The organism is Microbacterium neungamense, assembly GCF_024971095.1.
GTDB classification, from domain to species: domain Bacteria; phylum Actinomycetota; class Actinomycetes; order Actinomycetales; family Microbacteriaceae; genus Microbacterium; species Microbacterium neungamense.
The window spans coordinates 2,288,305-2,300,593 of record NZ_CP069717.1 but is presented as its reverse complement, the minus strand read 5'-3'; the positions used below and the strand labels follow the sequence as shown (position 1 = coordinate 2,300,593).

Annotated in this window: 11 protein-coding genes; 10 read left to right on the top strand and 1 reads right to left on the bottom strand. The window is 72.1% G+C overall.

Annotated elements, in window-relative coordinates; translation table 11 throughout:
* The first annotated feature begins 52 nt into the window (after positions 1-52).
* The 5 genes from JSY13_RS11250 (at position 53) to JSY13_RS11230 (ending at position 5,005) form a co-directional block, all read left to right on the top strand.
* The gene (locus JSY13_RS11250; RefSeq protein ID WP_259606745.1) at positions 53-1,555 is read left to right on the top strand and encodes a CoA-acylating methylmalonate-semialdehyde dehydrogenase; all 1,503 of its coding nucleotides are present in this window, start codon (positions 53-55) and stop codon (positions 1,553-1,555) included.
* A gap of 19 nt (positions 1,556-1,574) precedes the next feature.
* On the top strand, positions 1,575-2,765 hold the full coding sequence (locus JSY13_RS11245; protein WP_259606744.1) for an acyl-CoA dehydrogenase family protein: 1,191 nt from the start codon (positions 1,575-1,577) through the stop codon (positions 2,763-2,765).
* On the top strand, positions 2,762-3,649 hold the full coding sequence (gene mmsB, locus JSY13_RS11240) for a 3-hydroxyisobutyrate dehydrogenase (RefSeq protein WP_259606743.1): 888 nt from the start codon (positions 2,762-2,764) through the stop codon (positions 3,647-3,649). Before JSY13_RS11245 ends, mmsB begins: the two co-directional genes overlap by 4 nt.
* 133 nt (positions 3,650-3,782) lie before the next feature.
* Positions 3,783-4,559 (top strand): enoyl-CoA hydratase-related protein, encoded by a 777-nt coding sequence (locus tag JSY13_RS11235; RefSeq protein WP_259606742.1) that lies wholly within the window; start codon positions 3,783-3,785, stop codon positions 4,557-4,559.
* On the top strand, positions 4,556-5,005 hold the full coding sequence (locus JSY13_RS11230) for a putative immunity protein (RefSeq protein WP_259606741.1): 450 nt from the start codon (positions 4,556-4,558) through the stop codon (positions 5,003-5,005). Before JSY13_RS11235 ends, JSY13_RS11230 begins: the two co-directional genes overlap by 4 nt.
* A gap of 104 nt (positions 5,006-5,109) precedes the next feature.
* On the opposite strand, the gene JSY13_RS11225 is transcribed toward JSY13_RS11230, so the two are convergent.
* Complete coding sequence (locus tag JSY13_RS11225; RefSeq protein WP_259606740.1) at positions 5,110-5,646, bottom strand: MarR family winged helix-turn-helix transcriptional regulator; 537 nt, start codon at positions 5,644-5,646, stop codon at positions 5,110-5,112.
* Positions 5,647-5,745: 99 nt separating this feature from the next.
* Between JSY13_RS11225 and JSY13_RS11220 the strand changes: the two genes are divergently transcribed.
* The 5 genes from JSY13_RS11220 (at position 5,746) to pntB (ending at position 12,241) form a co-directional block, all read left to right on the top strand.
* Complete coding sequence (locus tag JSY13_RS11220; RefSeq protein WP_259606739.1) at positions 5,746-6,522, top strand: electron transfer flavoprotein subunit beta/FixA family protein; 777 nt, start codon at positions 5,746-5,748, stop codon at positions 6,520-6,522.
* Between the two features lies 1 nt (position 6,523).
* The gene (locus JSY13_RS11215; protein WP_259606738.1) at positions 6,524-7,495 is read left to right on the top strand and encodes an electron transfer flavoprotein subunit alpha/FixB family protein; all 972 of its coding nucleotides are present in this window, start codon (positions 6,524-6,526) and stop codon (positions 7,493-7,495) included.
* 9 nt (positions 7,496-7,504) lie between these two features.
* Positions 7,505-9,145 (top strand): cytochrome b/b6 domain-containing protein, encoded by a 1,641-nt coding sequence (locus JSY13_RS11210; RefSeq protein WP_259606737.1) that lies wholly within the window; start codon positions 7,505-7,507, stop codon positions 9,143-9,145.
* Positions 9,146-9,299: 154 nt separating this feature from the next.
* Entirely contained in the window at positions 9,300-10,844 is a 1,545-nt protein-coding gene (locus tag JSY13_RS11205; RefSeq protein ID WP_259606736.1) for a Re/Si-specific NAD(P)(+) transhydrogenase subunit alpha, read from the top strand.
* Positions 10,841-12,241 carry a Re/Si-specific NAD(P)(+) transhydrogenase subunit beta gene (pntB, locus tag JSY13_RS11200; protein ID WP_259606735.1) on the top strand — a complete coding sequence of 467 codons (1,401 nt, stop codon included), beginning with the start codon at positions 10,841-10,843 and terminating at the stop codon, positions 12,239-12,241. The genes JSY13_RS11205 and pntB overlap by 4 nt, the downstream gene beginning before the upstream one ends.
* Positions 12,242-12,289: the final 48 nt, after the last annotated feature.

The following is a 12,289-nucleotide window of genomic DNA, read 5'->3' as shown; positions in this document are numbered from 1 at the left end:
GCCCGAGTATTCTGTCACTGTGCCAATGACGGCACGGAGGAGTGTCAGCAGAATGACTAGTACCATCCCGCATTTCGTGGGCGGATCACTGATCGAACCGGACAGCGGCCGCTTCGCCGACGTCTTCGACCCGAGCACCGGTGCGGTGCAGGCCCGAGTGCCGCTGGCGTCCAGCGGCGACGTCGCCGCGGCCATCGGCGTCGCCGAGGCCGCCCAGCCGGCCTGGGCCGACACCAACCCGCAGAAGCGCGCCCGCGTGCTGATGCGCTTCGTAGAGCTGGTGCACCGCGACATGGAGGAGCTGGCCCGGCTGCTCTCCAGCGAGCACGGCAAGACGCTCGCCGATGCCAAGGGCGACATCCAGCGAGGCTTGGAGGTGGTGGAGTTCGCGATCGGCGCACCGCACCTGCTGAAGGGCGAGTACACCACCGGCGCCGGTGCCGGGATCGACGTGTACTCGATGCGGCAGCCGCTCGGCGTGGTCGCCGCGATCACGCCGTTCAACTTCCCGGCGATGATCCCGCTCTGGAAGGCCGGTCCCGCGCTCGCCGCGGGCAACGCGGTCGTGCTCAAACCCAGCGAGCGCGACCCCTCGGTCCCGGTGCGGCTGGCGCAGCTGTTCGTCGAGGCGGGGCTGCCCGCCGGCGTCCTCAACGTCGTGCACGGCGACAAGGAGGCTGTGGACACCCTGCTCACCGATCCCCGCATCCAGGCCGTCGGCTTCGTCGGCTCCACCCCGATCGCCGAGTACATCTACGCGACCGCGGCCGCGCACGGCAAGCGCGCGCAGTGCTTCGGCGGGGCCAAGAACCACATGATCGTGATGCCCGACGCCGACCTCGACCAGGCCGTCGACGCGCTCGTCGGCGCCGGATACGGCTCCGCGGGCGAGCGCTGCATGGCGATCTCGGTGGCCGTGCCCGTGGGCGAGGCGACCGCCGACGCGCTCGCCGCCAAGCTCGTCGAGCGGGTCCGCGAGCTGAAGGTGGGTCCGTCCCTCGCCGACGGCGTCGACTACGGCCCGCTGGTCACCCGCGCCGCGGTCGAGCGCGTCGAGCGCTACATCCAGCAGGGCATCGACGAGGGCGCCACGCTGCTCGCCGACGGCCGCGGCTTCACGGTGGACGGGCACGAGGACGGGTTCTACCTCGGCCCCACCCTGTTCGACCACGTCACCACCGAGATGGCGATCTACCGCGAGGAGATCTTCGGCCCGGTGCTCGTGATCGCCCGCGCCGGCGACTACGAGGAGGCCCTCGCCATGGCATCCGAGCACGAGTACGGCAACGGCGTCGCGATCTTCACCCGCGACGGCGACGCGGCACGCGACTTCGCCGCGCGCGTGAACGTCGGCATGGTCGGCGTGAACGTGCCGATCCCGGTGCCGATCGCGTACTACACGTTCGGCGGCTGGAAGAACAGCGGCTTCGGCGACCTCAACCAACACGGCGCCGACGCCTTCCGGTTCTACACGAAGACGAAGACGGTGACGAGCCGGTGGCCTTCCGGAGTCCGTGAGGGCGCCAGCTTCGTCATCCCGACTTTCGGTCACTGAGCGAGGGAAGCGAGACGCGATGTCAGACACCATGACCCCCACCGTCAGCACCGAGGAGCGCGAGGCGATCCTCGCCGCGGTCCGCGACTTCGCCGAGACCGAGCTCGCCCCGCATGCCCTGGACTGGGACGAGCACCACACCTTCCCGCGCGAGGCGCTCCGGCGGGCGGGCGAGCTCGGCCTGGGCGGCGTCTACGTCCGGGAGGAGTCCGGCGGCTCCGGGCTCTCCCGCGTGGACACCGTCGCGATCTTCGAGGAGCTCGCGAAGGCCGACCCCGCCGTGGCCGCGTACATCTCGATCCACAACATGGTGGTGTGGATGATCGACACCTACGGCGACGACGCCCAGCGCGCCCGCTGGCTGCCGGATCTCACCGCCATGGCCGAGTTCGGCGGGTACTGTCTGACCGAGCCCGGGGTGGGGTCGGATGCCGCCGCCCTCGTCACCGGCGCGGTGCGGGACGGCGACGAGTACGTGCTCACCGGCGTGAAGCAGTTCATCTCGGGCGCGGGTGAGGCCGCCGTCTACGTGGTGATGGCCCGCACCGGCGAGCCCGGCTCGGGCGCCAAGGGCATCACCGCGTTCCTCGTCCCCGGCGACGCCGAGGGCCTCAGTTTCGGCGTGCCGGAGAAGAAGATGGGCTGGCACGCGCAGCCGACGCGCCAGGTCATCCTGGACGGCGTACGGGTGCCGGCATCGGCCGTGCTCGGCGAGGAGGGGCGCGGGTTCGCGATCGCGATGTCGGCGCTGAACGGCGGACGCCTCAACATCGCCGCCTGCTCACTGGGCGGTGCGCAGTGGGCCCTCGACCGCGCGGTGCAGTATGTGCACGAGCGGGTCGCGTTCGGGGAGCCGCTGGCCGAGAAGCAGTCCATCCTGTTCGCGGTGGCCGACATGCGCACCGACCTGCAGGCCGCGCGGCTCATGGTGCGCGACGGCGCGCAGGCGGTCGACGAGAAGGCGCCGGACGCCACGATGCGGTGCGCGATGGCGAAGCGCTTCGCCACGGATGCCGGGTTCGACGTCGCCAACCGGGCCCTTCAGCTGCACGGCGGCTACGGGTACCTTCAGGACTACGGGATCGAGAAGGTCGTGCGCGACCTGCGCGTGCATCAGATCCTGGAAGGGACGAACGAGATCATGCGACTCATCGTCGGGCGGGAGATGCTGCGTCCCGCGGGCTCCGCGTCGATGCGGAGCGGATCATGACCCGCATCGGCTTCCTCGGCCTCGGCCACATGGGCCTGCCGATGGCGAAGAACCTGGTGAAGGCGGGGCACGAGGTGCTCGGCTACGACGTCGTGCCGGCCGCGGACGAGGCGGCGCGGGCGGCCGGCATCCCGGTCGCGGAGAGCGGGGCGGATGCGGTCGCCGATGCCGACGTCGTGATCACGATGTTCCCGGCCGGCAAGCACGTCATCGAGGCGTACCGGGACGGGCTGCTCGCCGCGGCCAGGCCCGGGACTCTGTTCATCGAGTCGTCCACGATCGCGGTGGACGAGGCGCGCACGGCGCACGAGATGGCGGTGGCGGCCGGGCACCGCAACATCGACGCGCCCGTCTCCGGCGGCGTCGTCGGTGCGGAGAACGCGACGCTGGCGTTCATGGTCGGCGGGTCCGACGAGGACTTCGCCGAGGCGCTGCCGCTGCTGGAGGCGATGGGGAAGCGGATCGTGCACTGCGGCGGGCCGGGCCTCGGGCAGGCGGCCAAGGTGTGCAACAACATGATCCTCGGCGTCACCCAGATCGCGGTGGCCGAGGCGTTCGTGCTCGGGGAGCGGCTCGGGCTCGAGCATCAGGTGCTGTTCGACGTGGTGTCGCAGGCATCCGGTCAGTGCTGGGCGCTGACGACGAACTGCCCGGTGCCGGGTCCCGTGCCCACCAGTCCCGCGAACCGCGACTACCAGCCCGGCTTCGCCGGCGCCCTGATGGCGAAGGACCTGGGGCTCGCGCTGCAGGCGATCGAGCAGACCTCGACGGATGCTCGGATGGGCCGCCTCGCCCAGGAGATCTACTCCGCCTACGCCTCCGGCGAGGGCGCTGCGCGCGACTTCTCGGGCATCATCACCGAGATCCGCGACAGCGAGGTCTGACTTCCCCCCCGCCACTCTCGTTTGGGGCGGATTCTCACGTTCGGGGCGGCGCGGTGCCGCCCCGAACGTGAAGATCCGCCCCAAACCGTGGGGAATACTGGTACTGCCGCGGCGTTGCGGTGGAGGGAGCGACATGACCGAGTACGAGACGATCCGGACCGAACGACGAGAACGGGTGGGGTGGATCACCCTCGACCGGCCGCAGGCCCTCAACGCTCTGAACCGCACCGTGGCGGAGGAGGTCGCCGCCGCGGCCGTCGCCTTCGACGAGGACGACGCGATCGGCGCGATCGTGGTGACCGGGTCCGAGAAGGCGTTCGCCGCCGGCGCCGACATCAAGGAGATGGAGTCGAAGACCGCCGCCGAGATGCTCGCGACGGATCACTTCGGCGCGTGGAGCGACTTCGCCGCGGTCCGCACCCCCGTGATCGCCGCCGTGTCCGGGTATGCGCTCGGCGGCGGATGCGAGCTGGCGATGATGTGCGACATCATCCTCGCCGCCGACACCGCGACCTTCGGTCAGCCCGAGATCAACCTCGGCGTGATCCCCGGGATGGGCGGCACGCAGCGGCTCATCCGCGCCGTCGGGTACTACAAGGCCGCCGAGCTCATCCTGTCCGGCCGGCTCATCGGCGCGGAGGAGGCGGAGCGGATCGGCCTGGTCTCGCGCGTCGTCCCGGCATCCGATCTGCTGGACGAGGCCGCGAAGCTGGCCGAGACGATCGCATCGAAGTCGCTGCCGTCGGTGTACGCCGCGAAGGCGGCGCTGGATGCCGCGATGGAGACGTTCCTGTCCGACGGGCTCGCGCACGAGAAGCAGGCGTTCGCCGCGCTGTTCGACACCGCCGACCAGAAGGAGGGGATGGCCGCCTTCCGCGAGAAGCGCCCCCCTCATTTCACGCACCGATGAACGGGGTGACCGAGGTGCTGCCCGACGACGCCGACCTGACGCTTCCCGTGGAGGATCGCCGCGAGCTCGTCGAATGGACGGTGGCGTGCGCCGAGCGGCTGCTCCCGCTGTTCCTCGCCGAGCGGCCGTCGGATGCCCGCCCGCGTGAGGCCCTGGAGGCGGCGCAGGCGTTCATGCGCGGCGAGCTGGACATCGACGCCGTGCGCGAGAAGGCGTTCGCCTGCCACGCCGCCGCGCGGGAGGCGACCGACCCGGCCGCGATCGCCGCGGCCCGGGTGTGCGGGCAGGCCGCCGCGGTCGCGCACATGGCCGGCCACGCGCGGCAGGTTCCGCGGTACACGGCCAAGGCGTTCCCGCACGACCGCTCCCGCCGCGACGAGGAGCTCGCCTGGCAGCGGATGCACGTGCCCGCGCGCTTCGACCACTACGTCTACGACGGCGACTGACAGCCGCCCCGAGCAGACGGGATCTGGCGGACGGGTTCCGGGGGCTCGAGGACGGTGTGAATGCGCAGCTCTCCCACGCCGTCAGCCTGCGACGAGGACCGGCATCAGAGCGGGTCCGGGAGGGGACGGGGGTCGGTGAAGTCGCCGGCGTTGCGGCGCAGCCGGGCGACGATGCCGACGAGGTCGGCCGCGTCGCCCGGGTCCAGGCCGGGATCGGCGAACACCTCCGCGTTCAGGGCGGTCGTCGCCCGCTCGACGAGGTCGCGGCCGGCATCCGTCAGCGTCAGCATCGCGGCGCGCCCGTCGTGCGGATGCGGCTCGCGCGTGACCAGCCCGTCGCGCACCAGTCGTTCGGCGGTGCTCGTCACGCTCGTGGGATGCACCTGCAACCGCGCCACCACGCTCGACAGGGGAAGCCGGCCGGCGCGGCTGAACGCGAGCAGCCGCAGCACCTCGTACCGGGCGAAGGTGAGCCCGAACGGTCGCAGCGTGGCATCCACCCGCGCCTGCAGCAGCTGCTGGGCGCGCATCACCGAGATCACCACGGCCATGCCGTCCGCGGCATTCGTCCACCCGTGCGCGACCCATTGGCGCTTCGCCTCGGCGAGCGGATCGATGGGCAGCGGGCGGGGTCGGGCCACGGCTCTACGGTACCGTTCGCGGCCCCGGAACCGGCGGATCGTTCGGCGTGAAACCGAGTCCCACCCGGATAGACTCGGAGGCGGCGTGAGGAGCAGTCGATGAAGATCTACGTCCTGGTGAAGGAAGTCCCCGACACCTACGGTGACCGCAGGCTCGACCTCGAGACCGGACTGGCCGATCGCACGGCCGGCGAGGTCGTGCTGGACGAGATCACGGAGCGCGCGCTCGAGGTCGCCCTCTCCCACGCCGACAGGAACCCGGGCACCGAGGTGGTGGCCCTGTCCATGGCGCCCGAGTCGGCGACGGCATCCGTCCGGCGCGCGCTGGCGATCGGCGCGACGTCCGCCGTCCACGTCGTCGACGAGGAGCTCCGCGGTGCCGACCTGGGCCTCACCGCGGAGGTGCTCGCGGCCGCCATCCGCCGCGGCGAACCCGACCTCGTCATCACCGGCAACCTCTCCACCGACGGCTCGGGCGGGATGATCCCGGCCATGCTCGCCGAGCACCTCGGATACGCGCAGGCGACGGCGCTCAGCGCCGTCGACATCGGCGTCGACCGGGTCACCGGCACGCGCGCCTCCGACGGCGGGAACCAGCAGGTCACCGCACCGCTGCCCGCGGTCATCTCGATCACCGAGGCGCTGCCGGATGCCCGGTTCCCGAACTTCAAGGGCATCATGGCGGCGAAGAAGAAGCCCCTTGAGGTGCTCTCGCTCGCCGACCTGGGGGTCTCCGCCGACCCGTCGCTGGCGCCGCGGAGCATCATGACGGCGGTGTCGGAGAAGCCGCCGCGTGCGGCCGGGATCAAGATCGTCGACGAGGGCGACGCCGCCGAGCGCCTCGTCGAGTTCCTCGCGCAGAACAGGCTGGTGTGACATGGCGTACCCGGAGAACCCGATCCTCGTGCTCGTGGACGTCGACCCGGCCGGGGGAGCGGCCAGCAGCACCGCGGGACTGGTCGGCGCGGCCTCGACGATCGGCGGCCCGGTCGCCCTCATCGTCGGCGGGACCCCGGAGGCGACGGATGCCGCGGCCGCGGCCGGCGCGCAGGTGGTGCTCACGGCACCCGGCGACCCCGCCGCGCTCACGGTGCCGATCGTGGACGCGCTGCAGGCCGCGTACCGCCGGGTGCAGCCGGATGCGGTGCTGATCTCGAACTCGATCGCCGGGCGCGACGTGGCCGGGCGCTTCGCGGTGCGCGAGAGGCTCGCCGTCGCGGTCGATGCGGTCGGCGTCTCGCGCGACGAGGAGGGCGTCGTCGCCCACCATTCGGTGTACGGGGGCGCGTTCCTGGTGGACTCGGCGCCGACGTCCGGTGCGCCGGTGATCACGGTCCGGCAGGGGGTGGTGGATGCCCGCGCCGAGGCGGTGGCGTCTCCGGTGGTGGAGGAGCTCGCGGTCGAGCCGTCCGGCGCGGTCGCGGCGACCGCCGGAGCGATCGAGGCGGTCGAGCAGGCCTCCTCCCGCCCCGAGCTGCGCGGCGCGGCCAAGGTCGTCGCCGGCGGGCGCGGGCTCGGGTCGAAGGAGCAGTTCGCCCTCGTCGAGCAGCTCGCGGATGCCCTCGGCGCCGCCGTCGGCGCGTCGCGGGCCGCAGTGGATGCCGGATACATCCCGTACGCGCATCAGGTCGGGCAGACCGGGGTGTCGGTGTCGCCGCAGCTGTACGTCGCGCTCGGCATCTCCGGCGCGATCCAGCATCGGGCTGGCATGCAGACGGCCAAGACCATCGTCGCGATCAACAAGGACCCCGAGGCGCCGATCTTCGAGATCGCCGACTTCGGCATCGTCGGCGACGTGTTCACCGTCGTGCCGAAGCTGATCGAGGCGCTGCAGGCGCGAGGGAAGTAGGTCACGCCGGTGATCGAGCGAGCGCAGCGAGACGCGATCCGCCGGGGACTCCCGCGGGTGAAGGGCGGCGAGCCCTGGCCGCCCGCCGGACTCGTGCCCGCTGCTGCGAACCCGCCGGTCGCCCCGTCGCCGGAACGGATGCCCGAGACCCCCGGGACGCCGGGCGCGGGTGATCGGGAGATCGAAGCGGAGCCGGGCCTCGGGCGTCCGGAGACGGTGTCGGCGACGGTCGGCATCCCGCTGCGGCGCGGGCTTCCGCGCGTGCGCGGCGGCGAGCCGTGGCCGCCGGCCGCGCTCGCCTCGGTGGCAGCAGACCTTCCGGCAGCGCCCCCGCAGCCGTCGGCGCACGCGGGGGCGGCCCCGGGCGCGGACGGCCGCGCCGAGACCCGGGATGCTCCGATCCCGGAGCAGGGAACGCAGGCCGGCGGTTCCGCGCACCCGGCGCCCGCGCCCTCGGCGTCCGGTGAGCGCGCGCCCGAGGCCGGCATCCGACTCCGCCGAGGACTGCCCAGGACGAAGGGCGGCGAGCCGTGGCCGCCCGCCGGACTCGTCGCCGCGGCCGTAGCTGCCGACGCGGAAACCGCCGCCCCGGTCGCGGCCGCCTCCGCCCGAGCCACGACGCCGCCCGTCGCCCCGGCGTTCGACGTCTCCACGCCTCTGCCGTTCACCCGCACCGTCTGGCCCGGCGCCGCCTCGCGGCGCACCCCCGCGGCCCCCGCGGCCCCCGCGGCCCCCGCCGCACCGGCGGGTCGTCTCCCGCGTCCGACGTGGCCGCAGGCGCTGGCCGGGCTGTTCGCGGCCGCGGGCCTGGGCATCCTGGCGGGCGCCGCCGTCGCGTTCGTGCGCGCGTTGCTCAGCCTGCCGTTCATGCAGGACTTCCTGGCCGCCTTCCCCGGCGAGTACGAGCCGGCCGTCCCGGTCGAGCCGGGATTCGCGCCCTGGATCGGCTGGCAGCACTTCTTCAACATGTTCCTGATCGTGCTGATCATCCGCTCGGGCCTCCGGGTCCGCTCCGAGAAGCGCCCCACCGTGTTCTGGACGCCGCGGGGCAACCCGAAGGGCAAGATCAGCCTCACGCTGTGGTTCCATCAGGCCCTCGACCTGCTCTGGCTGATCAACGGCGTACTCTTCGTGGTGCTGATCTTCGTGACCGGGCACTGGGGGCGGATCGTGCCGACCAGCTGGGAGGTGTTCCCCAACGCCCTGTCCGCCGCCCTGCAGTACGTCTCGCTGGACTGGCCGCACGAGAACGGCTGGAACAACTACAACAGCCTGCAGCAGCTCGCCTACTTCATCACCGTGTTCGTCGCGGCCCCGCTCGCCGCGGTCACCGGATTCCGGATGTCGGGTCTGTGGCCGAAGCAGGCGGAGCGGCTGTCGAAGGCGTACCCGGTCGAGTGGGCGCGGGCCGTGCACTTCCCGGTGATGCTGTACTTCGTCGCGTTCATCATCGTGCACGTCGCGCTCGTCATGCTCACCGGATTCCTCCGCAACCTCAACCACATGTACGCCTCGCAGGATGCCGTCACCTGGACCGGGTTCTGGGTCTTCCTCGCCTCCCTCGCCGTCATCGCGGTCGGGTGGATCGCAGCACGGCCGCCGGTCCTGGCACCGATCGCCAAGGTCTTCGGGCAGGTGTCCGGGCGCTGACCGCCGCCGTATCGGTTCCCTGTTCCGCAAGAACGCGGTTTCTTTCCTCGTCATCGGCGCGGCAGAACGATGGTTCCCGGCATCCGGGTCGATAACCTGACCCCAGCAGGGCCGCACCAACGCGGCCGCCGGCCCGCCGTCGGAGGGACATGCAGTGACGCAGATCGGAATCGTGCAGGAGCGCCTGGACGAGGCGCGGGTGGCCGCGACCCCGGCGACGGTGACGAAGCTCCAGGCGCTCGGCTACGAGGTCGTCGTGGAGACCGGCGCCGGTGACCGCTCCTCCTATCCCGACGAGGCGTATCGCGAGGCGGGCGCCCGGATCGTCGACGCCGCCACCGCGTGGGCGAGCGCGATCGTGCTGAAGATCGACGCCCCCACCGAGGCGGAGATCGCCCGGCTCGCCGACGGCGCCACGATCATCGCCCTGCTCTCCCCGGCGCTGCGTCCGGATCTGCTCGAGCAGCTGGCCCAGCGCGGACTCACCGCGATCGCGCTCGACGCGGTGCCGAGGATCTCCCGCGCCCAGTCGATGGATGTGCTCAGCTCCATGGCCAACCTCGCCGGCTACCGGGCGGTGATCGAGGCCGCCCACGAGTTCGGCCGGCTGTTCACCGGGCAGGTCACCGCCGCCGGACAGGTGCCGCCGGCGAAGGTCCTCGTCGCCGGCGCCGGCGTCGCCGGGCTCGCGGCCATCGGCGCGGCATCCAGCCTGGGTGCGATCGTCCGCGCCACCGACCCGCGCCCCGAGGTCGCCGACCAGGTCGCCTCGATCGGCGGCGAGTACCTGGCGGTCGACGTCGAGGTGGAGAAGTCCACCGACGGCTATGCCCGGGCGACCAGCGCGGACTACGACCGGCGCGCCGCCGAGCTCTACTCCGCCCAGGCCGCAGAGGTGGACATCATCATCACCACGGCGCTCATCCCGGGGCGGCCGGCGCCGCGGCTGATCACCGCCGCCGACGTGGCGCGGATGAAGCCGGGCAGCGTCATCGTGGACATGGCGGCCGGGCAGGGCGGCAACGTCGAGGGCTCCGTCCCCGGCCGGCGGGTGGTCACCGCGAACGGCGTGATCATCCTCGGCTACACCGACCTCGCCTCGCGCCTGGCCTCGCAGGCGTCGCAGCTGTACGGCACGAACGTCGCCAACCTCGTCGCCCTGCTCACCCCCGGCAAGGACGGCCGGCTCGCCATCGACTTCGACGACGTCGTGCAGCGCTCGGTCACCGTCGTCCGCGACGGGGAGATCACCTGGCCGCCGCCTCCGGTGCAGGTCGCGGCGACGCCGCCGGCATCCGTGCCCGCCGCCGCGCCCGCGGCCGCGGTCCCCGAGCCGAAGGGGATGCCCGCCGGCCGCCGGGCGGGACTGATCGCGCTCGGCATCGCGGCGCTGTTCCTGGTGAACGCGTTCGCGCCGCCTCCGCTGCCGCAGCACCTCACGGTGCTCGTGCTGAGCGTGGTGATCGGCTTCTACGTCATCGGCAAGGTGCACCACGCCCTGCACACGCCGCTGATGTCGGTCACCAACGCGATCAGCGGTGTGATCGTGGTCGGTGCGATGCTGCAGGTCACCGACCCGAACCCCGTGGTCCAGGTGCTCGCCGCGATCGCCGTGCTGGTGGCGAGCATCAACATCTTCGGCGGCTTCGCGGTGACCCGCCGGATGCTGGCCATGTTCACGAAGGGTGCGCAGAAGTGACCGTCGACGCGCTCGCCGGCGCCGCCTACCTCGTCGCCGCGCTGCTGTTCATCCTGAGTCTGGCCGGTCTCAGCCGTCACGAGTCCGCCCGCAACGGCGTCGTCTACGGCATCGCCGGCATGGCGATCGCGCTGCTGGCGACCCTCGCGCTCACGATCGCCGGGGCCTGGGGCGGAGCCGGCGCCGCGCTCGGCCTCACCCTGCTCGGTGCCGCGGTGCTCGTCGGCGCCGCGATCGGGCTGTGGCGGGCGCGGGTGGTGAAGATGACCGGGATGCCCGAGCTGATCGCCCTGCTGCACAGCTTCGTCGGCCTTGCCGCCGTGCTCGTGGGCTGGAACGGGCACCTCGCCCACCCGGAGATCCCGGCCGCGCTGGCCGGCATCCACGACGCCGAGGTCTTCATCGGCGTCTTCATCGGCGGGGTGACCTTCACCGGCTCGATCGTGGCGTACCTGAAGCTGTCCGCCCGGATCTCCTCACGCCCGCTGACGCTGCCCGGCAAGAACGTGCTGAACGTGCTCGCCCTGGTCGCCTTCCTCGTGCTCACGGTGTGGTTCGTGATCGACCAGCAGCTGTGGCTGCTCATCGCGGTGACCGTGCTGTCGTTCGCGCTGGGCTGGCACCTGGTCGCCTCGATCGGCGGCGGGGACATGCCGGTGGTGGTGTCGATGCTGAACAGCTACTCCGGCTGGGCCGCGGCCGCCGCCGGCTTCCTGCTGAACAACGACCTGCTCATCGTCACCGGCGCGCTGGTGGGATCGTCCGGTGCGTACCTGTCGTACATCATGTGCAGGGCGATGAACCGGTCGTTCCTGTCGGTGATCGCCGGCGGGTTCGGCATCGCCGCCTCCTCCTCCCCGGAGCTGGAGATGGGGGAGTATCGCGAGATCACCGCGGAGACCGCGGCGGGGATGCTGGCCAACGCGCAGAGCGTGATCATCACCCCCGGCTACGGAATGGCCGTCGCGCAGGCGCAGTACCCCGTCGCCGACCTCGTCGCCCGGCTGCGGGACCGCGGGGTGACCGTGCGCTTCGGCATCCACCCCGTCGCCGGACGCCTCCCCGGTCACATGAACGTCCTGCTCGCCGAGGCCAAGGTGCCGTACGACATCGTGCTCGGCATGGAGGAGATCAACGACGACTTCGCCTCGACCTCCGTCGTCCTCGTCATCGGCGCGAACGACACCGTGAACCCCGCCGCCGCGGAGGATCCGGGCAGCCCGATCGCCGGCATGCCGGTGCTGCGGGTGTGGGAGGCGGAGAACGTGATCGTGTTCAAGCGGTCCATGGCCGCGGGCTACGCCGGCGTGCAGAACCCGCTGTTCTTCCGCGAGAACGCGCACATGCTCTTCGGCGACGCCAAGGAGCGCGTGGAGGACATCATCCGCGCACTGTGAGCCCGCTCAGGCGCGCGGATGCCGGCGAGCGGATGCCGGAACCGGCGA

Coding starts and splice junctions, on each gene's coding strand:
- JSY13_RS11250 (WP_259606745.1), top strand. CDS start 53: ATGACTAGTACCATCCCGCATTTCGTGGGCGGATCACTGATCGAACCG.
- JSY13_RS11245 (WP_259606744.1), top strand. CDS start 1,575: ATGTCAGACACCATGACCCCCACCGTCAGCACCGAGGAGCGCGAGGCG.
- mmsB (WP_259606743.1), top strand. CDS start 2,762: ATGACCCGCATCGGCTTCCTCGGCCTCGGCCACATGGGCCTGCCGATG.
- JSY13_RS11235 (WP_259606742.1), top strand. CDS start 3,783: ATGACCGAGTACGAGACGATCCGGACCGAACGACGAGAACGGGTGGGG.
- JSY13_RS11230 (WP_259606741.1), top strand. CDS start 4,556: ATGAACGGGGTGACCGAGGTGCTGCCCGACGACGCCGACCTGACGCTT.
- JSY13_RS11220 (WP_259606739.1), top strand. CDS start 5,746: ATGAAGATCTACGTCCTGGTGAAGGAAGTCCCCGACACCTACGGTGAC.
- JSY13_RS11215 (WP_259606738.1), top strand. CDS start 6,524: ATGGCGTACCCGGAGAACCCGATCCTCGTGCTCGTGGACGTCGACCCG.